Annotated in this window: 19 protein-coding genes; 11 read left to right on the forward strand and 8 right to left on the reverse strand. The window is 66.7% G+C overall.

Annotated features, from left to right (window positions below; all coding sequences use genetic code 11):
* Window positions 1-60: 60 nt before the first annotated feature.
* Together WKW82_RS17380 and WKW82_RS17385 are read right to left on the reverse strand one after the other, a co-directional pair.
* Window positions 61-1,038 (reverse strand): tripartite tricarboxylate transporter substrate-binding protein, encoded by a 978-nt coding sequence (locus WKW82_RS17380; RefSeq protein ID WP_340343561.1) that lies wholly within the window; start codon window positions 1,036-1,038, stop codon window positions 61-63.
* Window positions 1,039-1,066: 28 nt separating this feature from the next.
* Entirely contained in the window at window positions 1,067-2,233 is a 1,167-nt protein-coding gene (locus tag WKW82_RS17385; protein WP_340343562.1) for a mandelate racemase/muconate lactonizing enzyme family protein, read from the reverse strand.
* A 104-nt stretch (window positions 2,234-2,337) separates the two neighbouring features.
* Here WKW82_RS17385 and WKW82_RS17390 point away from each other — a divergent pair, with 104 nt between their 5' ends.
* Window positions 2,338-3,234, forward strand: coding sequence for a LysR substrate-binding domain-containing protein (locus tag WKW82_RS17390; protein WP_340343563.1), 897 nt, complete (start codon window positions 2,338-2,340; stop codon window positions 3,232-3,234).
* A 243-nt stretch (window positions 3,235-3,477) separates the two neighbouring features.
* The gene (locus WKW82_RS17395; RefSeq protein WP_340343564.1) at window positions 3,478-3,924 is read left to right on the forward strand and encodes an SRPBCC family protein; all 447 of its coding nucleotides are present in this window, start codon (window positions 3,478-3,480) and stop codon (window positions 3,922-3,924) included.
* A 19-nt stretch (window positions 3,925-3,943) separates the two neighbouring features.
* Here WKW82_RS17395 and pgaD read toward each other — a convergent pair whose 3' ends face one another.
* The 5 genes from pgaD to WKW82_RS17420 all read right to left on the reverse strand — a co-directional run bounded on the left by pgaD (window position 3,944) and on the right by WKW82_RS17420 (window position 11,196).
* The gene (pgaD, locus tag WKW82_RS17400; RefSeq protein ID WP_340343565.1) at window positions 3,944-4,504 is read right to left on the reverse strand and encodes a poly-beta-1,6-N-acetyl-D-glucosamine biosynthesis protein PgaD; all 561 of its coding nucleotides are present in this window, start codon (window positions 4,502-4,504) and stop codon (window positions 3,944-3,946) included.
* Window positions 4,474-5,727, reverse strand: a complete 1,254-nt coding sequence (gene pgaC, locus WKW82_RS17405; RefSeq protein WP_340343566.1) for a poly-beta-1,6-N-acetyl-D-glucosamine synthase — start codon at window positions 5,725-5,727, stop codon at window positions 4,474-4,476. The genes pgaD and pgaC overlap by 31 nt, the downstream gene beginning before the upstream one ends.
* A gap of 14 nt (window positions 5,728-5,741) precedes the next feature.
* On the reverse strand, window positions 5,742-7,532 hold the full coding sequence (pgaB, locus tag WKW82_RS17410; RefSeq protein ID WP_340343567.1) for a poly-beta-1,6-N-acetyl-D-glucosamine N-deacetylase PgaB: 1,791 nt from the start codon (window positions 7,530-7,532) through the stop codon (window positions 5,742-5,744).
* A 2-nt stretch (window positions 7,533-7,534) separates the two neighbouring features.
* Window positions 7,535-9,646: a poly-beta-1,6 N-acetyl-D-glucosamine export porin PgaA gene (pgaA, locus tag WKW82_RS17415; protein WP_340343568.1), complete on the reverse strand. Its 2,112-nt coding sequence runs from the start codon at window positions 9,644-9,646 to the stop codon at window positions 7,535-7,537.
* A 299-nt stretch (window positions 9,647-9,945) separates the two neighbouring features.
* Window positions 9,946-11,196: a lactonase family protein gene (locus WKW82_RS17420; RefSeq protein WP_340343569.1), complete on the reverse strand. Its 1,251-nt coding sequence runs from the start codon at window positions 11,194-11,196 to the stop codon at window positions 9,946-9,948.
* A 14-nt stretch (window positions 11,197-11,210) separates the two neighbouring features.
* Here WKW82_RS17420 and WKW82_RS17425 point away from each other — a divergent pair, with 14 nt between their 5' ends.
* Complete coding sequence (locus tag WKW82_RS17425; protein ID WP_340343570.1) at window positions 11,211-11,834, forward strand: hypothetical protein; 624 nt, start codon at window positions 11,211-11,213, stop codon at window positions 11,832-11,834.
* A 258-nt stretch (window positions 11,835-12,092) separates the two neighbouring features.
* Here WKW82_RS17425 and prpF read toward each other — a convergent pair whose 3' ends face one another.
* Window positions 12,093-13,283: a 2-methylaconitate cis-trans isomerase PrpF gene (gene prpF / locus WKW82_RS17430; protein WP_340343571.1), complete on the reverse strand. Its 1,191-nt coding sequence runs from the start codon at window positions 13,281-13,283 to the stop codon at window positions 12,093-12,095.
* 163 nt (window positions 13,284-13,446) lie between these two features.
* On the opposite strand from prpF, the gene WKW82_RS17435 reads away from it, so the two are divergent.
* From WKW82_RS17435 to WKW82_RS17470, 8 genes are all read left to right on the forward strand, one after another.
* Window positions 13,447-14,433 (forward strand): Bug family tripartite tricarboxylate transporter substrate binding protein, encoded by a 987-nt coding sequence (locus WKW82_RS17435; RefSeq protein WP_340343572.1) that lies wholly within the window; start codon window positions 13,447-13,449, stop codon window positions 14,431-14,433.
* A gap of 30 nt (window positions 14,434-14,463) precedes the next feature.
* Entirely contained in the window at window positions 14,464-15,390 is a 927-nt protein-coding gene (locus tag WKW82_RS17440) for a GntR family transcriptional regulator (protein WP_340343573.1), read from the forward strand.
* 202 nt (window positions 15,391-15,592) lie between these two features.
* Window positions 15,593-16,555 carry a Bug family tripartite tricarboxylate transporter substrate binding protein gene (locus WKW82_RS17445; protein ID WP_340343574.1) on the forward strand — a complete coding sequence of 321 codons (963 nt, stop codon included), beginning with the start codon at window positions 15,593-15,595 and terminating at the stop codon, window positions 16,553-16,555.
* A gap of 41 nt (window positions 16,556-16,596) precedes the next feature.
* On the forward strand, window positions 16,597-19,374 hold the full coding sequence (gene acnA, locus WKW82_RS17450) for an aconitate hydratase AcnA (RefSeq protein ID WP_340343575.1): 2,778 nt from the start codon (window positions 16,597-16,599) through the stop codon (window positions 19,372-19,374).
* Between the two features lie 120 nt (window positions 19,375-19,494).
* Window positions 19,495-20,808 (forward strand): CitMHS family transporter, encoded by a 1,314-nt coding sequence (locus WKW82_RS17455; protein ID WP_340343576.1) that lies wholly within the window; start codon window positions 19,495-19,497, stop codon window positions 20,806-20,808.
* Between the two features lie 16 nt (window positions 20,809-20,824).
* Window positions 20,825-21,289: an acyl-CoA thioesterase gene (locus WKW82_RS17460; RefSeq protein ID WP_340343577.1), complete on the forward strand. Its 465-nt coding sequence runs from the start codon at window positions 20,825-20,827 to the stop codon at window positions 21,287-21,289.
* A gap of 140 nt (window positions 21,290-21,429) precedes the next feature.
* Window positions 21,430-22,401 (forward strand): sugar-binding protein, encoded by a 972-nt coding sequence (locus WKW82_RS17465; RefSeq protein ID WP_340343578.1) that lies wholly within the window; start codon window positions 21,430-21,432, stop codon window positions 22,399-22,401.
* Window positions 22,402-22,522: 121 nt separating this feature from the next.
* Window positions 22,523-24,028, forward strand: coding sequence for a sugar ABC transporter ATP-binding protein (locus tag WKW82_RS17470; RefSeq protein ID WP_340343579.1), 1,506 nt, complete (start codon window positions 22,523-22,525; stop codon window positions 24,026-24,028).
* Window positions 24,029-24,031: the final 3 nt, after the last annotated feature.

A 24,031-nucleotide genomic window follows, 5' to 3' on the forward strand; every position in this document is an offset into this window, starting at 1 on the left:
CTACAAGGTGATGTGCTTCATCCAGACCCGGGGCGAGGCCTGCGTCGATCTGGCACCTTCTCAGTCGGCGTATTCGCCTGCGTCCTTGATCACCTTCGACCAGCGTGTCTTTTCGGCTTCGAGGTACTTGCGGTGGCCGGCCGGGTCCAGCCGCTCGTCAGTGACCACGGTCAGGCCAAGCGCCTCCTCGCGCTTGATGAGGCCAGGGTCCTTCAGGGCTTCGCGTAGCGCCGCATTGAGCTTGGCCAGGACGTCCGGTGGTGTCCCACGCGGTGCGTACAAGCCGTGCCAGACTTGCACATCGAAGTCCTTCAGACCGTATTCCGCCAAGGTCGGCGCGTCTTTCAACGCCGGAAGCTGCAGGCGCTTCAGGCTGGTCACGCCATAGACCTTGACCTTCCTCCCCTCGATCTGCGGCACGGCGTTGGTGGCCTGCTCGCACATCACGTCGACCTGGCCACCGATGAGGTCCGTCATGGCCGGGGCCGTGCCCTTGTAAGGCACGGGCGTCATGGGAGTCTTCAGCGCGCTCTGGAACATGAGGCCGCACAGGTGCGACGCAGAGCCGAGCCCCGCATGCGCCAGGTTCACCTTGCCGCCGTTCGCTGCAATCCACTGCCGCAGTTCGTCGAAGTTGCTGGCCGCCAGCATCGGCTTGCCGATCACGACAGACGGCGCCTCGTTGATGAGGCCCAGCATCTCGAAGTCTTCCGGCACCTTGTAGCTCAGCTTGCGATACAGCGCGGGCGCCGTCGCCATGCCGATGTGATGGACCAGCAGCGTGTAGCCGTCCGGCGCGGCCCTGGCCACCTTGGCCGAGCCGATGGTGCCGCCCGCGCCGGCCGCGTTGTCGACGATGACGGTCTGGCCCAGCGGCTTGCGCAGCGCTTCGGCCAGGTCGCGGGCGATCTTGTCGCTCGGGCCGCCGGCCGCGAAGGGCACGACCAGCGTCACCGGCTTGTCGGGGTACTCCGCGAAAGCCAGCGAGGCCGACGCGAGCAGGGCGATGCCGGCGCCGCAGCGCCAGGGTTTTCTCATGGGCTTGTCTCCTTGGGTCGAGGCAGCGTCAGGCCGACAGCGCTTGCATCTCGCGATACAGGTCGGCCTTGCCTTCGAAGCCGATGCCGGGCAGGTCGGGCAGCGTCACGTAGCTGTTCTCGACCTTTACGCCATCAGGGAAGCCGCCGAAGGGCTGGAACAGGTCGGGGTACGACTCGTTGCCGCCCAGGCCCAGGCCCGCGGCGATGTTCAGCGACATCTGGTGGCCGCCGTGCGGGATGCAGCGGCTGGCGGACCAGCCGTGTTCCTTGAGCATGTCCAGCGTCTTCAGGTACTCGACCAGGCCGTAACTCAGCGCGCAGTCGAACTGCAGCCAGTCGCGGTCCGGGCGCATGCCGCCATAGCGGATCAGGTTGCGCGCGTCCTGCATGGAGAACAGGTCCTCGCCGGTGGCCATGGGGTTCTTGTAGAAGTTGCGCAGGGCCGCTTGCAGCTCGAAGTCCAGCGGGTCGCCCGGCTCCTCGTACCAGAACAGGTCGTATTGCGAGAGCGCCTTGGCGTAGGCGATGGCGGTCTCCAGGTCGAAGCGGCCGTTGGCATCGACGCACAACTTCTGGCCGTCCTGCAGCACTTCCATGATCGAGTCGATGCGGCGCAGGTCTTCGTCGAGCGAGGCGCCGCCGATCTTCTTCTTCACGACCGTGTAGCCGCGGTCGATGTAGCTGCGCATCTCGTCCTTGAGCTTGTTGTGATCCTGGCCAGGGTAGTAGTAGCCGCCGGCGGCGTAGACGAAGATCTTGCGGTTGGGCTGGCCATTGCCATAGCGGTCGGCCAGCAGCTGGAACAGGGGCTTGCCTTCGATCTTGGCGACCGCGTCCCACACGGCCATGTCAATGGTGCCGATGGCCACCGAACGCTCGCCATGGCCACCGGGCTTCTCGTTGGTGAACATGGTGTTCCAGATCTTGTGCGGATCGAGGTTGCTGCCGCTGTCGTCGATGAGCGATGACGGATCGGCTTCCATGATGCGGGGGATGAAACGCTCGCGCATCAACTTGCCCTGGCCATAGCGGCCGTTCGAGTTGAAGCCGTAGCCGACCACCGGCTTGCCGTCGCGGATCACGTCGGTGATCACGGCAACTAAACTCAAGGTCATCTTGCTGAAGTCGATGTAGGCATTGCGGATGGGCGAGCTGATGGGGATGGTTTTCTCGCGGATTTCGACGATCTTCACGGTTGGCTCCAGGCGGTTTTGAAAGGGAGCCTGAATGGTCGGCGTTGCGGCATTTTTCGGCCAATGTTCAATTTCTCAACTTCCATGCACTGGACGAACCGCGCATGAACATGATCTGGCTGGACGACTTCCTGGCGCTGGCGGCGACGGGGAATTTCTCGCGTGCGGCGGAGGATCGCCACAGCTCGCAACCCGCCTTCAGCCGGCGCATCCGGGCGCTGGAGGAGTGGATCGGCGCCGACCTGTTCGATCGCAGTTCGCAGCCCGCCACGCTCACGGAAGTCGGGGAGTGGTTTGCCGGCGTCGCGCAGGAATTGATTGCCAGGGTGGCGCGGGTACCGGGAGACGCGAAGAAGCTTGCGGAGGCCAACTCGGTCACGTTGCGCATCGCCTCCACGCATGCGCTCTCGTTCACCTTCCTGCCGCGCTGGCTGCGCAGCCTTGAATCGCACACGACGCTCGGCCCGGTGCAATTGATGTCCGACGTGCTCGAGCGTTGCGAAGCGCTGATGCTGCAAGGCAAGGTGCAGTTCGTCTTGACCCATGCACACGCCAAGGCACAGGGTTCGCTGGATGCGGAACCGTACAGCTCTGCGCGGATCGGCGAGGACCTGCTGATCGCGGTGTCGGCGCCGAAGGAGGGAGGCACCCCGCTTCATGCATTGCGGGTCAAGGGCGTTGCCGTGCCGGTGCTGCAGTACACCGAGGAATCGGGGCTTGGACGCATCATGCGCGCCGTGCTCGGGCGCAGCCTGGAATTGGCGCAGGCCAACGCCGTCTTCACCGCGCACCTTGCCTCGGTGCTGCGGACAATGGCGCTGGACGGCCGGGGTGTCGCATGGCTGCCGCGGACGCTGGTGGAAGACGACATCGCGCAAGGGCGACTGGTCGTCGCGGCGGGCAAGGAGTGGGACGTGCCGTTGGAGATCAGGCTTTACCGGGACAGTCAGCCGCTTGGGAAGGCTGCCGACGCGTTTTGGACTGCCGCCGCTGGCACTTGAAATGAACCACCCCCGAATGCGCCTGCGGCGCTCCCCCTCAAAGGAGGCGCACCCAGCGGCCCGGCAAAGCCGGTTCCGCGGGTGCCCACGAACAGACGCTCGTCTTCCTTGATTCATGCGTCGCAGGTCACGCGCTGTACGGCGGACAAACTGATTCGAAGCGCTGCCGCACGTCGATTCCGTGTTGGCTCGTTCGTCGTATCCAATGAGGGTCGTCCTCGGAATTTTCAGGAGAAACAAGCCATGGCCACCAATACCGTCCGCCTTCACCGCGTGCTGCGCACCTCGCCCGACAAGATCTACCGCGCCTTCACCGAGCGCAGCGCCTTCGAGCGCTGGCTGCCGCCCTTCGGCTTCACTGGGCAAGTCCATGCGATGGACACGGTGGTCGGTGGGGCCTGGCGCATGTCGTTCACGAACTTCGGCACCGGCCACAGCCATTCGTTCGGCGGCAAGTACCTGGAACTGGTTCCGGGCCAGCGCGTGGCCTATGACGCGAGCTTCGACGATGCCAACCTGCCGGGCACGATGAAGACCACGGTGACGCTGACGGCCGTGTCCTGCGGCACCGACATGGCGGTCGTGCAGGAAGGCATCCCCGACATGATTCCGGTGGAGATGTGCTACCTGGGATGGCAGGAGTCGCTGATCGCGCTGGCGCAGTTGGTGGAGCCGAATATTCCGGGGTAAGGCTCGACCGCTGACGATCTCATTGGCCATTCGCCGGCGCCATGCGCGTGATCCGGCCTTCGTTGTCGAACGTCACCTGCAGGCAGCGCATCTCGCGCCAGGCGGGCATCGCTGATGCCTGCACGCCCCTGGCGGCGAACTGCGCCTCGGCCGGCAGCGGCGCAACCTCCTGGCCAGTGCCGACCTGACTCCGCAGATGTTGCCGACGCCCAAGCCCCGCGAGGGTGAGCCAGGTCACGAGCCCGGCCGCGACCAGCAGATAGGGCTGCAGGTGCACCGAGAACGAGACGTCGACGGTTTCCTTGAGGTACTCCCCGGTCGATGGACTCAGCCACGCGATGCAGGCAACGATCGGCTTGCGCAGGATCCACAGGTAGACGATCCACGCGAGCAAGGTCAGCACCAGATCGCGCAAGCGCATCCACGACCCTGCTTGCGAGCGCGGAATGCGGGGCGGCCACAGCGCCGGCGACGCCAGCAGGATCGGTGGCTGGGTATCGCTGCGATCTGCCGGCCGAGCCTCTTGCTGCATTTGCATGCTCCCCGGATTCAGCGGATGCCCCGGTCCGGACTCGCCCATGTCCCGCGCATGCGGCCCCTGTGCCACAGGGCCCGCGGCACGCCGACGATCGAGGTCAGCGCCTGCGCGGCCCAGAACGCGATCGGGTACCAGACCAGCCAGAACAGCGATCGGAACACGCCGCGTTCGAAGCGCTCGTCAATCCACGCGCTGGTCAGCGCCTGGGCGAGGTAGGTGAACGCAAGGATGTGGCCCCAGTCACGCGGATAGGTGATGAAACCGGGCGGGAATACCTCGATGCCGGGTCCGAAATGCATGAGCGATGGAATCACCACCCACAGCACAAAGCCGATCAGCATGGCGCAAGCCCAGAGGGTGGAGATCACGAAGTTGATCCAGGCCGGCAGCATGCGCGGCTGGCGCAGCAGCGACGGCAGGACCTTGAGCATGACGGCGGCCCCGCCCTCGGCCCAACGCACACGCTGGCGCCACAGCCCGCGCAGGGTCTCCGGCATCAGGATCCAGCACATGGCCTTGGGCTCGAAGGCCAGGCGCCAGCCCGCCAGCTGGAGGCGCCAGCTCACATCGACGTCGTCCGTCAAGGCCTCGCGCGACCACCATCCCGCATCCTGCAGCGCACGCTTGCGAAAGGCGCAGATGACGCCGGACACGGTGAAGAGCGAGCCATACACGGTCTGCGCGCGCTTGATCAGCCCGACGATGGAGGAGAACTCGCCGACCTGCAGGCGACCCAGCAGCGTCGCATGGTTGCGAATGCGCGGGTTGCCGGTGAGGCCGCCGATGCGTGCGTCGGTCTGGAAGCGGCGCACCAGCCAGGTCAGTGCGTGCGGCTCCATCAACGCATCGCCGTCGATGCAGACCAGCAGTTCGTGGCGGGCGGCCAATGCGCCCGTGTTCAGCGCGGTGGACTTGCCCTGGTTGCTCAGCAGGTGCACCACGCGCAGTGCGGGCATTTGCGGGATGAGCGCGTCGAGCCAGGCGCCGGTCTCGTCGGTGGATCCATCGTTGATGGCGATGACCTCGAAGTTCGGGTACTCGATGCGCGACAGTGCCCCGAAGGTCTCCGCCAATTGGCTCGCCTCGTTGTGGCAAGGCACCAGCACGGACACGCCAGGATAGTCCGCCAGGGTCGGCGGGTCTTCAGGCCTTGGCTCGTGGCGCCCGCGCAGGAAGACGTAGAGAAGGCCGCCGCACATCCAGTAGATGGCCATCACGAAGGGATAGCCGCAGCAGAGGGTGACGACGAGGTCTTGAAAGCGCATGGTGACTCCCGTGCTCAGCGTCGCTTCGGGAAAAGGGATCCGGACACCGCCGGTGCTGCGACAGCGGCCTTCGGCTGGTCCGCGACAGGATCGTCGGGGCACCAGCCCAGCGAGACGCCCCCGCGACGCTGGAAGTCGCTGGCACTGCGGGCCAGCAGGCTTGCATCGGGTGGCTCGGCGCCGGTGAACCAGGGCGCAAGCGTTGGATCGGCTCGTGCGAGGCGGTCGCCTGCGGCCGGAGTGCCGAAGGCGGTGGGCACCAACGTGATGTCCGCGAGTGGATGTGCCGCCGCAGCAGTGCTCGAAGTCGCCAGCCACAGCAACTCGAGGGCAGGGCGCGCGGCATCCAGCGCGGCGAATGCCCGCCATCCCAGCGCGTCCGGGCTGTCGGCGCGACCCAGCGCCTCGCGCATCGAATCACGACGCGCGCGAACCACCCACGCGGACCAGCGCGTCGGCAGGCCGGCGCGGTGCGCGTACAGCGGTGGTGGATCATCGAAGCGCATCGGCTGCAGCGGCGCCACGGCCTCCTCGAACAACCATCCATCCAGCGGCACCATCGCGCCCAGGTCTTCGTAGAGACGCTGCACGCGTGCTTCATCACCCAGGGCGGCGAGCGCGGCGCGATGCGGCAGGCGGGCATACACCTTGACGCCGGCGCGCGTGTGCATCTGCCACGACACGCGCGAGAGCCAGTCGCCCGCAAGGGGCAACTCCCGCGTCGGGAACCAGGCGCCGTTGATGCGCCCCTGCGCGTCGCGGCGCACCGCATCGATCACCAGGCCCGACACCCCCAGCTTCCGCACGCGTTCGATCGCGCGACCCAGGCGCTCGTTGCTGGCGTCCTCGTCGCCGGTCCACAACGCGGCGGGGTTGAGGCAGACGAGACGATCCACGCGCCACTCGTTCGGATCGGGCCGCAGGCTGCGTGCCAGCTCCGGCAGCGGCGTGTTGTAGGTCGGCAGGTAGCGAGCGACGTTGAAGGGTTCGCTCACGCTGGCGGGACCGTTGTCGAGACTGAGCGCGAATTCGAAGCCGAGATCCCGCGCCGTGCGGATTCCGATGGCGCCGTACCGTCCATAAGGCCACACCAACGCACGTGGGGCCTTGCCCAGCTCGCGCCGCAGCGTCGTGCGCCCGCCTGCCAGGTCGGCGCGCAAGCCCGCCGCAAACTCGGCTTCGCCCTGGTACCCGACGCCGGGCGCGTAGGTGCGCGTCACCGCCGAAGGCATCGTGTTGCCCTGCGGATTGCCGACGACTTCATCGTGCAGCGACTGGCTGTGCAGCGCGAACTCGACCAGCCCCGAGCGCTGCATCTCCCGTGCTTGCTCCCAGGTGATGAAGCGTTCGCGCGGTACCGACTCATCGCCGTAGCGAACCATCGCGCCCGCGGGCCGGTCCATCCATTCGGTGACCAGCGCCGCGACGACCGGATAGCCGTAGGCCAGGGCCAGCGGATAGACACGGGTGTACAGGCTGCGGTAGCCATCGTCGAAGGTCAGCAGCACGGCCTTGGCCGGCAGCGCCTTCTCGCCGCGACGCGCACGCGCGATGTCGTCGAGCGACACCGCGGTCCAGCCATTGCCGCGCAGCCAGTCGAAGAAGCTCACCAGGCGATCGGCGGTGAGTGCGCTGTCGTCCAGTTCGTTCCTAGCATCGACCACGTCGTGGAAGGCGATGCTGGTGAAAGTGGGAGACGGTGCCGATGGCTGCGCGAGCGACGGGCCGGCGACGATGCACAGCCACGCGAGGCCCAGCACGCGCGCCTTGGCACGGACGGGGGTGAACCAGGAGAAAAGCTTCATGCTCATCTTCCGAACTTGCGTTGAAGCACCAGGTAGGCGCGCAGGGTGCGCTCGCGCTGGCCGTCGTACACCCGGCTCGCCCATTCGAGCCCCCAGGTGATGTCGGTCCAGGGATCATGGCGCCAGCCCTGCTCGTAGGCGGCACTGCCCACTGCATGGGTGCCGAATCCGCGCTGTTGATAGGCGCCCGCGTTCAGCCGCAGCCGATGCACGAAGGAGCGTTCGTAGGCGCGCCACAGGATGTGCTCCGCCTCTGCTTCGATGGACGGCAGCCAGCCTTCGATCGGATTGAAGTAGGGCGTCGCGGCCAGGCTGTTGCGCTGCCATTCGAGCCGGGGTCTCAGCGTGATGTTCAGGTGCGGGCGGGCGTAGACGCTGAAGCTGCCGTCGATCGTGACCTGCTCGCGACGGTTGCCGTCAGTGAAGTCCATGTACTGCGCGCGCAGGCCGAGCTCTGTGGCGCCGTTCCACGCGTAGCGAAATCCGCCGGCCACGGAATCGGCGCTGATGCCGTGGAAATCCGCGCGCAGCGGCGTGTCGGGGGAATGCTTCGCGGCGTCGGCCAGGAAGGTCCAGTGGTCGGTCGGCTCCCACTGCGCGGCCACCGAGCCGCCCGTGGTGGCCAGCGAGCCGCTCTGTGACCATGCCAGGACCGCGAGCTTCCAGTCCGGCCACCGTCCCTGCACGCCGCCGCCCAGGCGCTGGCGCTCGGCATGGCCCTCCTGCAGCGACTCGGAGAGGCCGTCCGCCAGGCCGACAAGTCGCCAGGTGCCGCCGATGGTCGAGGACTCGACCTGGAGACCGGCGTTCCAGCCGTTGCCGGGGCCGCGCAAGGCCTGGCTCGAGGTGTCCCGGCCGCCCAATTCGATGCGAACGCTCGGTCCAGTCTCCGCGTCGAGTTCGCGCCGGGCCAGTTGCACCTGCGGCAGGTCGCTGCCTTGCTCCAGCAGCGGGGCCAGTCGTTCCCCGGCCCGCAGCAGGCGGTGCCGGCGCGTGTCCGACGCCACCTGCTGGACGCGGATGCCGAAGTCCTCGGGTGCCATGGACGCGGCCGTGTCGATACCGTCTTCCGCCAGGCGCGGCCACCCTTGCTGCGCCGCGACGCCGGCGGCCTGCGCGCGCAGCCAGGCAAGGGCCGGTGCGCCGCGTTCGAGCGGCCCGATGCGTTCCCAGGCGGCAGCCGGCATGCCGGCATAGCCGTGCATGGCCGCGTCGAAGGCCTGCGCCGAAAGCCAGGCGTCGTTTTCGCGCGGCGTCTGCAACGCGCTCGCGCCGCGCCACGGCGGGCCGGCCTCGGCGACCAGGGCATCGACGGTGGCGAAGGTGGCGTCGAAGTCTTCGCTTTCTTCCTCGGCATAGGCGCGGCTGGTCATGAGCGAGCGCCACGGGCCTTCCTCGTCCGCACGCTCGGCCGGCGACAGGCGTTGCAGCGCTTCGTCGTAGACGCGCCGCGCATCGACGGGACGCCGCAACGCAAGCAGTGCGTCAGCCTCGGCCTGCAGCACGTAGGCCGGGACGGCATTCCCGGCGGTGCGCAAGGCGGCGACCTGGTCGATAGCGTCCTGCCAGCGCTCGCGTTGGCGCAGGGCCACCGCGCGGTCGCGCTGCAGGCGGGTGAGGAGGCCCGCGTCGGGCGCCGCGGCGGCGCGCGCCTCGGCCAGCAAGGCGTCGAGGTTGGCCAGCGCGGGATCGATGTCGTCGAAGCGACGGCGCGGGTCGGGCGAGAGCGGGCGCAGTTCCTTGGCCCAGCGCAGGCGCTGAGCGGCCAGGCGGCTGCGCACGCCTGCGTCGGCGCGTCCTCCAATGGAATGCGCAGCGCCGCTCGGCGCGCCCAGTTCCACCAGCACGTCTGCCTGTGCTTGTGCGATCTCGGCGTCGTCGGGTCGAAGGCGGCGGGCCTGGCCGAAGGCGGCGAGCGCTGCGAAACGGTCGCCGGCACGCCACGCAGCATGACCGCGCTCGAGCAGTTCGGCCGCGTCGGCCTGGGCATCCGGTCGCCTGCGGGAAATGACCTGCCCATGCACCGCTTCACTGGGGCGGACCGCGTTGTTCGGCGAAGCATCGGGCGGAATGGCCTGTGCTGCCGCAAAGCTCCAGGCGAGCAGTCCCCCCATTCCGATGCAATCCCGGATCGAGCACGGACCCCGTGGACCTCGATGCAGCGTCATGGGATCCCGACGGGCGCAGGAACAGTCGGCTGCCACGCCCGTACGGAGCGTGCCGATGCGGCCGGCGGCTGGGTCCGCTGATCGATGAGCTTCATCGCAATCCGTGGATCGCCATCCTGGGATGGCTTCGATGCCCCAGCATGCCGGCATTTCGCGCGGGGCAACTTGCTCTGGCGCAAGTTCCCGAGCGATTGTTCGCTGCGCCGGGTGACCCCGGTCTTGACGCCGCGAAGAAGGTCGGTGACCTACCTTGACAACGCGATGCCCAATGGCGCCCCGCCCGTTGCCGCCGCCGGCCCCGCAATCGGGCTGAGGGCGCCCGACGTGGCATCGATGACGAAGGCCGCCACGGTGCTGGCGTCGATGTTCGGCGCGTAGGCGAACCGACCTGTGGGATCCACGGCGAGCGAGTAGGGAGCACCCCCTGTCCCCACCATCGGCACGGCCATCGGGCTGAGGGCGCCCGTTGCATCGATGGTGTAGGCCGACACGGCGCTACTGTTGGCATCCGCCACGTAGGCAAACCGACCCGTGGAATCCACGGCGATGCTGTAGGGGCGGCTTCCTGTCGCCACAGTCGGCACGGTCATCGGGCTGAGGGCGCCCGACGTGGGATCGATGTTGTACGCCGACACGGTGTTGTCGGAAGAATTCGCGACGTAGGCGAAGCGGCCCTCAGGGTCCACGGCGACGTGGATGGGGTTGGCACCTGTCGCCAACGGCACGCCAATGGCGCTGAGGGCGCCCGTCGTGGCATTGATTGCGTAGGCGGACACGGTAAAGGACAGGTAGTTCGCCACGTAGACGAACCGGCCTGTGGGGTCCACGGTGACGGATTGGGGTCTGGAACCTAATGCCAACGTCACGTTGGCTACCAGGCTGAGGGCGCCCGATGCAGGATCGATGGTGAAGGCCGAAACGGTGTTGTCGTCAGCATTCGCGACGTAGGCAAACCGGCCCGTCGGGTCCACGGTGACGGAATAGGGGCCGTTCCCTGTCGCCACCGTCGGCACGGCCATCGGGGTGAGGGCGCCCGAGGTGGTATTGACGTTGTAGCCCGACACGGTCTTGGAGTCGCCATTCGCGACGTAGGCAAACCGGCCCGTGGGGTACACCGCGACGGAGTCGGGGAAGAGCCCTGTCGCCACCGTCGGCACGACCATCGGGCTGAGGGCGCCCGAGGTGGGATCGAGGGTGTAGCCCGACACGGTGTTGTCGCCAGAATTCGCGATGTAGGCAAAGCGCGCCGCCGGGGCGGCACAGGTCACCACCACGTTCACCACGGGGGCTGCGGCGACGGTCCCGCTGCCGTCGCTGACGGTGCAAACCCGGGTCAGGATCCTTGGCTGCGACTTGACCGTGATGGTGTAGCTTGCGCCGCCGGCCAGCGGCGCTGCAAAGGTGAAGCTGCCATTGGCCGCAACGACCAGGTCGTCCGCAGCGTTGTTCTGGAGCACCAGGCCGGTGCCGAGCAGGCCGCTGACAGTGCCGCTCACTGGGTAGGTCGGCGGTGGCGGTGGTGGAGGTGGTGGTGGCGGTGGCGGTGGCGGCACAGGTGCCGGCGGTGCTGGTGGAGGGGGTACAGGCGCTGGCGGTGCTGGTGGTACCGGTGCTGGTGGTGCTGGTACAGGTGCCGGCGGAGCTGGTGGTGGCGGTACAGGCGCTGGCGGCGCCGGTGGTACAGGTGCTGGTGGTGGCGGCACAGGCGCTGGCGGTGCTGGCGGCTCAGGCGCTGGTGGTGGCACAGGCGCTGGCGGTGCCGGCGGTACAGGTGCTGGCGGTGGCGGCACAGGTGCAGGAGGTGCCGGTGGTTCAGGTGCCGGCGGTACGGCAGGCGCTGGCGGCTCAGCGGGCGCTGGCGGTGTTGCCGATTCGCCAGACGTTGCTGGCGCGGGCGGCGCTGTCGCCGTGGGCGGCGCCGATGGCAAGACCACCGGGACAAAGCCGCCGCCCCCTCCACCGCCGCAGGCGGTCAGTGCGAGCGCCGCGCCAGCTACAAGGGCGTAGCCAATGTGGCCCGGACGCTGTGACGCAGGATGCCCCCCGATGGGAGCGGGAGCGGGGCGCAGGAAAGGCTCGTACATCACATCAGGCATTTGTCAGTGCAATGGTTAAAAACTGTGAAACAGTCTAACGACGGCAGTCTGTCGATCACTGAAAAATTTGTTGTTGCTCACGTCGATAGCAACAGAACCCGGCACATCGGATGCACGCCCGAATCCGCAGGCAACGGCAGGGAAGCCCGGCGGTAAAAGTGCCTGCAAGGTTCTGAAGCGGTGCATCGAAACGACGCGAACCGCCGCTCAGGGCCCGCAACGCCAGCTCGAGAGATTCGACGCCGTCCGTCGGCCCGCTTGAATTCGTCTCAGCGCCGGCGCGACAGGCCCGTGTATCACTTCGAGAGGTCAGAAGGCACGAAGACTTGCCCGTCCATCAGCCGGCGCGCGCTGCGGCTCATGAGGGCCTTGTTGACCGTCCAGGTGCCGTCCACTTCCGAGGCTTGGGCGCCGACCGTCAGCGTGCCGGACGGGTGTCCAAAGCGGATCTCGTCATGGCGCCCGCCGCCCAGCACGCGCGCGACCAGCGTGCCGGGAATCGCCGCCGCGACCGCGATGGCCACGGCGCCGGTTCCCGTCATCGCGTGGTGCAGCTTGCCCATCGAGAAGATGCGCGCGCACAGGTTCATGTCCTCGGCGCGAACGGCCTTGCCGCTGGAGGAGGTGTAGGCGGCCGGTGGGGCCACGAAGGCCAGCTTGGGCGTGTGCGGGCGCTTTTCGGTGGCTTCCGCGGCGGTCTTGGCCAGCCCCATGGCGACGGTGGCGTTGGCGCGGACCGCCTCGCAGCGCGCGAGGAGTTCGCGGTCTCCGTTGACGGCCGGCTGCAGTTCCGAGCCGGTCAGTCCCAGCGTTGCGGCATCCACGAAGATCGTCGGGTTGCCCGCATTGATGAGCGTGGCTTCCGCGGCGCCGACGCCGGGGACATCGATGACGTCGATCATCCGCCCGCTCGGGAACATCGCGCCGCCTTCACCGGCTTCGTCGGCGCCGGGTTCGAGGAACTCCAGCTTGATCTCCGCCGCGGGGAAGGCCACGCCGTCGAGTTCGAAGTCGCCCGTCTCCTGCACCTGGCCGTCCTTCACGGGCACGTGGGCCACGATCTTCTTCTGGATGTTGGCCTGCCAGATATTCACTGTGGCGATGCCATCGACTGGCGCCTTGACCAGGCCGCGTTCGATCGCGAAGGGTCCGACGGCCGCACTCAGGTTGCCGCAGTTGCCGCTCCAGTCGACCACCGGCGATTCGATGGCGACGGCGCCGAACAGGTAGTCGATGTCGCAATCCGCCCGCGTGCTCGGCCCGACGATGACGACCTTGCTGGTGCTGGACGTTGCGCCGCCCATGCCGTCGATGTGCTTCTCGTAGGGGTCAGGGCTGCCGGTGACGCGGAGCATCAGTGCATCGCGCGCAGCACCGGGTTCTTGCGCGGCCGCGGGCAGGTCCGCGAGCGAGAAAAAGATGCCCTTGCTGGTGCCGCCTCGCATGTAGGTGGCGCGGATACCGACTTGGGAGGATGGCTTCGTCATGGGTTTCCTTGGGTGACAGAGATGAATGCCATGCAGGCGGAGGCGTGCGTGGCGCGGGGTTGTCTTGGCAGCTTGACCGTTTGTTAGATTGAATTATATGATCAGTTTAGACAAACGACAATTTTGCCGTGTGCCCTTCAAACAAACCCCACGGAGACTTCGCATGACCACCTTTCGACGCCGCGCGCTGCTGCAAGCCAGTGCCGCCGCCATTCCTCTGGCCTTGACGCATCGCTTCGCCTTCGCGCAGGAGAAATTCCCGGGCAAGCTCATCACCCTGATCGTTCCGCAGCCCGCCGGTGGCGACGCGGATGTCGTGTGCCGAAGCCTGCAGAAGAAGATGCAGGAGGTACTCGGCCAACCCGTCATCGTCGACAACCGCGGCGGCGCGGGCGGCAACATCGGGACGGCGCTGGGCGCCAAGGCGGCGCCTGACGGCTACACCGTCACCTTCGTCAACCAGGGCACGATGGCGCTCAACCCGACGCTGTATCCCAACCCCGGCTACAAGGTCGACAGCCTGGCGCCTGTCACCTGGCTCACCTCGATCGACCTGGTCATCGTGGCGAACCCGTCGCTGCCGGCCAACAACCTCAAGGAATTCCTCGAGCTCGCGCGCAAGGAGCCGGGCAAGTACACCTACGGCACGGCAGGCAATGGAAGCGCCAACCACCTGGCCGGCGAGATGCTCAAGTCGATGGCCAAGGTCGACATCACGCATGTGCCTTACAAGGGCGGCGGGCCGGCGATCATCGCCTTGCTGGGCGGGGAGGTCAGCACGGTGGTCGCCTTTCCGCTGGCCGCGCTGCCGCACATCAAGGGCGGAAAGCTCAAGGCCCTGGCGGTGACGGGAAGCAAGCGTTCGAAGGCGCTGCCCGATGTGCCGACGGTCGCGGAAAGCGGCGTCAGCGGCTATGAGTTCGCCTCCTGGATGGGCTTGGTGGTGCCGAAGGGCACGCCGGACACGGTGATCCAGTCGATCCACAACGCGGCAGCGGCAGCGCTCAAGGAAAAGGAGGTGGCCGAGCGGCTGTCCGCCGGCATGACCGAGCCCGTGGGCGCGGGGCCGAAGGAGTTCGGCGACTTGATCGCACGCGAGGGGCAGCGCTGGTCCAAGCTCATCAAGCAGTACGGCATGAAGATCGATTGAAGCGCGATGGTGTCGCACTAGACTACGAAGATGCCCCCTGAAACCGACGCCCCCCCAGCCAACGAACTCACCTCCCTGCAGCAACGCGTGGCGCGTGAGATCGTGGCCCTGGTGCGGCGGGACAACTACAAGGCGGGCGAGCATCTTCGCGAGGTGCCCATTGCGCAGCACATCGGCACCTCCCGCTCACCGGTGCAGTCGGCGCTGCGCCACCTGGCCGCGCTTGGCGTGCTGCAGCAGGATGCCAACCGCGGCTTCTTCCTGAGCGTGGATGCCAAGGACTGGGATGGCCAAGTGGCCGGATTGCTGGAGACGGACGACCCGCTGTACCTGCGCATCGCGGACGACCGGCAGTCGAACAAGCTGCCGGACGAGGTGACCGAAGCCGAATTGATGCGTCGTTACGAAGTGGCGCGGAGCACGCTGCGCAAGGTCCTGTCGCGCATCTCCGAGGAAGGCTGGATCGAACAGAGCATGGGGCACGGCTGGCGCTTCCTGTCGATGATCGACTCGCCGGACGCCTACGAGGAGAGCTACATGTTCCGGCAGTCGATCGAGCCCGGCGCGCTGCTGGGTCCGTCGTTCCTGTTCGTGCCGGCGGAATTGAAGCAACTGCGACGTGAGCAGCAGCGCATCGTCGATGGCGGCTACCAGACCATGACGCCGATCGAGCTCTTCGAATCCAACAGCCACTTCCACGAGACCCTTGCGGAGTGGGGGCACAACCGCTTCGTGCTGCAGTCGGTGCGCCGGATCAACCAGCTGCGCCGGCTTGTGGAGTATCGGCAGGCATCCCAGCGCGCGCCCCGGCAGACCCAGGCCGCCGAGCACCTGGCGATCCTCGATGCCATCGAGCAGCAGGATTTCATGCAGGCCGCGAACCTGCTGCGCGCCCACCTCGACGGCGCGCGCCGGCGCAAGCTGCGCGACCCTGGCGTCTTCTCGCAAGCCGCTTAAGGCGGCACTCTTATTCGATACCTGACGCGCCATTCGCGCGGTGATCGGCTGCGCGCGTCAACGCGGCTTGCGAGACAACAGTTACACCGTGCCTCGGGTTTACCCGCGCCCATGATTGTTGAAAGTGATTAGAAAATACAAATATGCGCAAACGGCGAATCTCGCCGGGCGCCCCACGATTCAACCCACATCGGAGATGAGCATGCAGATTTCGATCCAAAAGTTTGTGCGTAGCGCGGCGGTGGTCACGGCCTTCGCGACCATGGTTTCGGCGCACGCGCTAGAGACGGTCCGCTTCATGGCCCCGGGCTCGCCGGGCGGCGGCTACGACCAGACCGCGCGCACCCTGGGCAAGGCGCTGCAAGAAGCAGGCGTGGCCAAGAGCGCGATGTACGACAACAAGAATGGCGCCGGCGGCACCATCGGCCTGGCCCAGTTCGCCAACGGTTCCAAGGGCGACGTCAATGCGCTGTGCGTGATGGGCGCGATCATGGTGACCGGCATCGTGCAGAACAAGCCACAGATCACCTTGGCCAACGTCACGCCGATCGCGCGCCTCTACACGGAATACAACGTGATAGCCGTGCGCAAGGACTCGCCCCACAAGACCTTCGCCGACCTCATGGCGGACTTCAAGAAGAACCCATCAAGCGTGAAGTGGGGCGGCGGCTCCAAGGGCTCTGTCGACCACATCGGCACCGCGGAACTGGCCGCTGCGGCCGGCGTGCCGATCGCCAGGCTCAACTACATCCCCTTCGGCGGTGGCGGCGAGGTGGTCTCGGCCACGCTCGGCGGTCACATCTCCGCCATCACCGGCGGCTACGCGGAACTGTCGAAGTACATCGAAGGCGGCCAGTTCCGCGTGATCGCCGTTGGCTCGCCAACCCGCATGCCAGGCGTCGACGCGCCCACGCTCAAGGAGGCGGGCTACGACATCCAGATTGGCAACTGGCGCGGCGTCTACGGCGCGGCCAACCTCACGCCGGCACAGCGCAAGGAACTGACCGACGCCGTGCTTGCCGCCACCAAGACCAAGGGCTGGCAGGAGGCCGTGAAGGCCAACGCCTGGTCGCCGAGCGTGATCACGGGCGACGACTTCGCGAAGTTCGTCGACGAAGAGCACACGCGTCTTCGCGCCGTCATGACCACGGTCGGCCTGATCTGACGCGACGTCGATCAGCCCATTCATCCCCACGAAAGAACACCATGAAGACCCAACCCCGATTCAAGCAACTCCCCCTCGCGAACCGCGCGGTGCGCTATGTCTCCATCGCGGATGTGAAGGGCGTGGAGCAACTGCCTTTCTCGCTGCGCATCCTGCTGGAGAACCTGCTGCGGCAGGCCAGCCGCGGCGTCGACACGCAGGCCGAGATCGATGCGGTGCTGGCGCGGCGCGTCGGCAGCGGCATCAGCTTCTATCCGGTGCGCGTGTATGGCCAGGACATCCTGGGCCAGGTGATGCTGGTGGACATGGCGGGCATCCGCGATGCCGTGGCGGAGGCGGGGGGCGATGCATCGCGCGTCGGTCCGAAGGTGCCGGTCGACGTCATCATCGACCACTCGCTGCAGGTCGACAGCTGGGCCACGCCGAACGCGCGGCGCATCAACCTGGAGCGTGAATACGAACGCAACGGCGAGCGCTTTGCCTTCCTGCGCTGGTGCAGCAGCAGCTTCGAAGGCGTGCGCATCGTGCCGCCGGGGAAGGGAATCATGCATCAGATCCACCTGGAGTACATCGGCAAGGTGGTGTGGACCGAGAAGACCGCGGACGGCGAACTCGCGATCCCCGACACCTGCGTGGGCACCGACAGTCACACGCCCATGATCAATGGCCTGGGCGTGCTTGGCTGGGGTGTCGGCGGCATCGAGGCGGAGGCGGTGATGGTGGGCAAGCCGGTGGCGTTGGCGCTGCCGGAGGTCGTCGGCATGGAGGTCAAGGGCCGCTTGCGCGAAGGCGTGCTGCCGACCGACCTGGTGCTCGCGATCACGCAGCGCATGCGCAGCATGGGCGTGGTCGGCAAGTTCGTCGAGTTCTTCGGCAATGGCCTGGATGCGCTGTCGCTGGGCGACCGCGGGATGATCGCGAACATGGCGCCTGAATACGGCGCGACGGCGGTGTACTTCCCGATCGACCATCGCACCATGGACTACCTGCGCATGACGGGCCGCGAGGAAGAGCAGTTGGAGCTCATCGAGGCCTACGCCAAGGCGCAGAAGCTCTGGCGCCATGCGGATACGCCTGCGCCGCACTTCGACACCGTCGTGACGCTGGACCTCGACGAGATCCGACCTTGCCTGGCCGGGCCGCGCAATCCCGAGGACCGGCTGGACCTGGAAACGGTGCCGACCGCCTTCCTCCAGCACCACCAGGAGATTGCAGGCCGGCCGCTCGACCCGGCGCGTGCCGTGGCCGTCAGAGGTGAGGACTTCACGCTGCGCGATGGCGCCGTGCTGATCGCCGCCATCACGAGCTGCACCAACACCGCGAACCCGGTCAACATGATGGCCGCCGGCCTCGTCGCGAAGAAGGCCGTCGCGCTGGGCCTGAAGACGCAGCCGTGGGTCAAGACCTCGCTCGTGCCCGGCAGCCACGTCACTGCGGCGGTGCTGGAAAAGGCGGGGCTGCAAGGCGCACTCGACACGCTCGGGTTCAACATCGCCGGCTTCGGCTGCACGACTTGCAACGGCGGATCGGGGCCGCTGCCGGAGCCGCTGGTCGAAGCGATCGAGAAGGAGAAACTGGTCGGCACGGCGGTGCTCTCCGGCAATCGCAATTTCGAAGGGCGCATCCATCCGAACGTGCGCGCCGCGTATCTCGGCTCGCCGGCACTCGTGGTTGTCTATGCGCTGACGGGCTCGTTGACCGTCGACGTGACACGCGAGGCGATCGGCACCGGCAGCAATGGCCAGCCGGTCTACCTGCGCGATGTCTGGCCCACCGCGCGGGAAATCGAGTTGGCCGTGGAGGGCGCCTACGAGCCGGAAATCTTCCGCGAGAAGTACGCGGACCTGTTCGATGGCGGCGAAGCATGGGACGCGCTGGCGGGCGAACGCAGTGAGCGCTTTCCCTGGCAGGCCACGAGCACCTATGTGCGCCGGCCGCCGTATTTCGAGAACCTGTCGCGTGAAGCGGCTCCGGTGAGCGACATCACCGGCATGCGACCGCTGGTCATCCTCGGCGACTCGGTCACGACCGACCACATCTCGCCGTCCGGCGCGATCAGCCTCGGCACGCCGGCCGCGGATTTCCTGCTGTCCAAGAGCATCGAGAAGCGCGACTTCAACAACTACACCACGCGCCGCGGCAACCACGACGTGGCCGTGCGGGCCACCTTCGCGAACATCCGCCTGCGCAACCGCATCGTGCCTGGCGTCGAAGGCGGCGTGACGCGCTTGATGCCCGAAGGGACGCAGATGCGGGTCTTCGAGGCGGCGGAGGAGTACCTGAAGCGGGACGTGCCGCTTGCGATCATTGCGGGCAAGAACTACGGTTGCGGATCGTCGCGCGACTGGGCGGCGAAGGGCGTGGCGCTGCTGGGCGTGAAGGCGGTGATTGCCGAGAGCTTCGAGCGCATCCATCGCACCAACCTGGTGGGCATGGGTGTGCTGCCGCTGCAGTTCGATGCGGGGACCACCGTCGAGTCCTTGGGGCTGGATGGCAGCGAGACGATCGACATCCTCTCGCTGGCGCAGCACCTCGACGTGTCCGGCCGCATCGAAGCGATCGTGCGGCGCACCGATGGCAGCACGCTCATTGTGCCGCTGACGATCCGCCTCGATACGGGGGAAGACGTCGAGTACTGGCGCCATGGCGGCATCCTGCCGCTGGTGTGGCGTGACTATGTCTCCGGCAAAAGCGAGGACCACGTGTCCCATTCGGCGAAGCGCCTGCAGCCGGAGGCGGGCGGGCCGCAGCATGAGCTTCCCGACGCGATGCCGGGCAGCGACGTCCCCAGCGCCACACAAGGTGTCACGCTGGGCTGACCGAAGGGGGCATCAGCCCCCTTCAAACCTTTCTTCTTGCTGATTTGCGTTGCTCGTGCAGCAACGCTGCGGCCGACTGTTGCCCAACGAAATCCACCCACTCGGACAACGAGAGACACCATGCTGACCCTCCTTGCGTATTCCATGATCATCGTCTTCATGGCGTTGATCATGAGCGGGCGAGCGACCGCGCTCATCGCCTTGATCGTCGTGCCGCTGGTCTTCGCCGTGATCGGCGGATTCGGCGCGGACATCGGGCCGATGGTGCTCAGCGGCCTGCGCGCCATTGCGCCGACCGGCGTGCTGTTGCTCTTCGCCATCCTCTACTTCGGGCTGATGATCGACGTCGGGCTGTTCGATCCGCTCATTCGGCTGATCGTCAGGATGTCGAAAGGCGATCCGGTGCGGATCGTCGTCGGCTCCGCGCTGCTCGCGATGATCGTCTCGCTCGACGGCGATGGTTCGACCACCTACCTGTTGTGCGTGACGGCCATGCTGCCGCTGCACCGCAGGCTGGGCATCAACCCGCTGATCCTCCCGTGCGTAACGATGATGAGCAACAGCATCATGAACATCGCGCCATGGGGCGGCCCGACGGCGCGCGTGATGAGCGCGTTGCACCTCGAGGCATCGCAGGTGTTCACGCCCTTGATTCCGCCGATGGCGATGGCCTGCGTCGCGACGGTCGCGGTGTCTTGGTTCCTGGGTGTGCGCGAACGCAACCGGCTCAAGAAGATCGATGTGTCCGCGCTCCACATGGAGGCTTCGCCGATTGGCGGCGACATCGATCTCGACGCATCCGACGCACCGCGGGCGAGCCGCGCAATGATGGCTTTCAACCTGCTCCTGACGATCGGCCTCATGGTCTGCCTGGTGCTGGCGGTGCTGCCCTTGCCGCTGCTGTTCATGGGCGCCTTCGCCATCGCGATCTCGGTCAACTTCCCGTCGATCAAGGACCAGAAGGAACGCATCGCGGAACACTCGGCCAGCGCGCTATCTGTGGTGGCCGTGATCTTCGCGGCGGGCGTGTTCACCGGCATCCTCTCCGGCACCAAGATGACTGATGCCATCGCGCAGAGCGTGGTGCAGTCGATCCCGACATCGGCGGGGCACTTCCTGCCGCTCATCACCGCGCTGCTGAGCGCGCCGATGACCTTCTTCCTGTCGAACGACGCCTTCTATTTCGGCGTCGTGCCGATCCTGGCGGAGGCCGCCAAGGGCTATGGCATCGCGCCGGAAATCATCGCGCGGGCTTCGCTGCTCGGCCAGCCGATCCACCAGCTCAGCCCGCTGGTCGCGGCCAACTACGTGCTCATGGGCGTGGCCGGTGTCGAGTTCGGGGCGCACCAGCGGTTCACGCTGAAATGGGCTTTCCTGCTGGTCGTCGTGATGATCCTCGCGGCCGGGCTGTTCGGCATCGTTCCGCTGTTCTGAACGGGAGCAATGAAGCATGGACATGCCCGCGCACCAACTCTCGATGAGCGTCCTGATGACGCCGGACACCGCCAACTTCTCGGGCAACGTGCACGGCGGCACGATCCTGAAACTGCTCGATCAGGTCGCCTACGCCTGCGCGGCGCGCTACGCGGGTTGCTACGTGGTCACCATGTCGGTGGACCAGGTCGTCTTCCGGCAGCCGATCAACGTGGGCGAACTGGTCACTTTCCTGGCTGCGGTCAACCACACGGGCACCTCGTCGATGGAGGTCGGGATCAAGGTGGTGGCGGAAAACATCCGGACGCAGGAGGCGCGGCACGTGAACAGCTGCTTCTTCACGATGGTGGCGGTCGACGAGCAGCGCAAGCCGGTCCAGGTCACGCCGCTGCGGCCATTCACGCCGGACGAGCGGCGCAGGCATGCCGCAGCGCTCGTTCGAAAGGACTTGCGCAAGGAGATGGCGCGACGGGCGCGCTAAGGTAAGCACCAATAGAACGCTTCTTGCAGTTTTTGACATTCTCGGCATAGCATCGCCCGCGGACGAACGCGGCCCTTGCGCGGTCCGCTGGAGAGCGAACCCCGGTCTCCAGATTCCCCAAAAATCGATTGGAGACATACATGCCCAAGGCTGGTCGTTCCGCGCTCTGCTCCGCATCCACTCTGCTCATCGCCGCCACGCTCGCGTTGACTGCAACGCAAGCCACTGCGCAGCAAAAGAAGAAGCTGGCGTTCATCGTCAACGCGTCTTCCGATTTCTGGAAGCTGGCCGAGGCCGGCGTGAAAAAAGCGCAGGCCGAGTTGCCCAAGTACGAGCTTCAATTCAGGTACCCGGCGCAAGGCACCGCCGCGCTGCAGAACGCCTTGATGGACGACCTGGTGGCCGCCGGCACCAGCGCGATCATGATTTCCTCGGTCGATCCGAAGACATCGGTCGATGCCTTCAACCGGATCGCCAAGCAGGTGCCGCTGTTCACCACCGACAGCGACGCGCCGACCAGCAACCGCATCGCCTACCTCGGCTCGTCGAACACGCTGGCCGGCGAGCAGGCCGGCGAGGTCGCGGTGAAGGCCTTGCCCAAGGGCGCCAAGTGCATGGGCTTCGTCGGCTTCCTCGGCGCGGACAACGCCAAGGAGCGCATTGCCGGCTTCAGGAAGGCCGTCGCCGGCAAGGGCATCGAACTGGTCGACGTGCGCGGTGACGATGTCGACTTCGCCAAGGCGCGCAGCAACGTCGACGACGTGCTGGCGGCCAAGCCCGAGATCAACTGCATGGTCGGCTTCTACTCCTACAACCCGCCAAAGATCTACGAGGCGCTGAAGGCGGCGAACAAGGTCGGCAAGATCACCGTGATCGCGTTCGACGAAGACCCGATCACGCTGGGCGCCGTCAAGGACGGCAGCTTTGCCGGCACGGTCGTGCAGCAGCCTTACGAATGGGGCTACCAGGGCATGAAGCTGATGGCGGCCTACCTGGAAGGCGACAAGTCCAAGATTCCGGCGGACAAGCTCATCATCGTGCCGACCAAGGTCATCGACAAATCCAACGTCGATGCATTCTCGGCCAACCTCAAGGCGACGCTGGGCAAGTAGTCGTGGTGCAAGGCAAGCGGGTGCGGGTGACACGCCTGGCGGTACGTTCACCCGTGCATTCGCTGGCCATCTTGCCGACAGGAAGGGGCCGCTGCGGCAGCAGGCCCACAGCGATTGCACGATGACCGAGCCCTTTCTTCGACTCGTCGGAATCACCAAGTCCTACCCCGGCGTCACCGCGCTCGACCAGGTTTCGCTGGAGGTCTCACGTGGCGAGGTCATTGGCCTGGTCGGTGAAAACGGCGCCGGCAAGTCGACGCTGATGAAGGTTCTCGGCGGGGTGGTCGCGCCGTCATCCGGCGCAATCCATGTCGATGCGAACCAGGTCGACGCCTTGTCGGTGGCCGACGCGCTCGCTGCCGGCATTGCCTTCGTGCACCAGGAACTCAACCTGTTCGAGAACCTCGATGCGGCGGCCAACGTCTTCATCGGCCGGGAGCCGCTGTACGGCGGCTTTCTCAAGCTTGTCGATCGCAGGAAGCTGCATGACCAGACGCGTCCTTATCTCGACGTGCTGGGCGTGGACTTCAGGCCGGACACGCCGGTCTCGGAACTGTCGATCGCGCAACGCCAACTGCTGGAGATTGCCAAGGCGCTGTCGTTGAACTCGCGCCTGGTGATCATGGACGAGCCAACGTCCAGCCTGACGTTGTCGGAGACCGACCGCCTGATGCGCGTCATCGCCGACCTGAAGGCCCGCGGCGTCAGCGTCATCTTCATCTCGCACCGCCTGAACGAGCTGTGCGAATGCGCGGACCGGGTCGTCGTGCTGCGCGACGGCAAGAACGTCGGCGAACTGGCGCACGAGCAAATCTCGCACGCGGCCATGATCCGAATGATGATCGGCCGTGACCTCAAGGCGCTGTACTTGCCGCCCGCCTCGCCGCCCGGCGCCGGGGTGCTGGAGATCGACGCGGCGCAGACCCGGACATGGCCTGGCCGGCCCGTTTCGCTGACGCTGCGGCGCGGTGAGATCCTGGGCATGGCGGGCTTGATCGGCGCCGGTCGAACCGAACTGGCTCGCGCACTGGCAGGCATCGACACGCTCGTCGCCGGCGCATTGACGCTCGACGGCGGGAGCGTTCGATTCACGACGCCGCGCGACGCGATCGCGCACGGCATCTTCCTCGTGCCCGAAGACCGCAAGCAATGCGGCCTGCTGCTCGACGACTCCATCAGCGAGAACATCCTGCTGCCCAACCTTCATCGGACTTCCAGGGGCGGGCTGGTGCAAGAGGGCGAGGCGCTCGCGATGGCTGAGCGCCAGAAGGAGCGGCTCGGCATTCGCGCCGCGTCAGTTCGCGTCCACACCGGAACGCTGTCCGGCGGCAACCAGCAGAAGGTCGTGCTGGCCAAGTGGCTGACGATGAATCCTCGCGTGCTGATCTGCGACGAGCCCACACGCGGCGTCGACGTAGGCGCCAAGAGCGAGATCTACCAGATGCTGCGCGACCTGGCCGACGCCGGGGTCGCGATCCTGATGATCTCCAGCGACATGGAAGAAGTGATCGGGGTCAGCGATCGCATCGCGGTGATGCATGAGGGCGCCATCAGCGGGTTCCTCGAGCGCTCCGAGTTCAGTGAGCACGAGATCCTTCGGCTCGCGGTCGGCAAGACGGTCCACTGAGGC

Origin of the sequence: Variovorax rhizosphaerae (assembly GCF_037889975.1) — a bacterium.
Classification (GTDB): domain Bacteria; phylum Pseudomonadota; class Gammaproteobacteria; order Burkholderiales; family Burkholderiaceae_C; genus Variovorax; species Variovorax rhizosphaerae.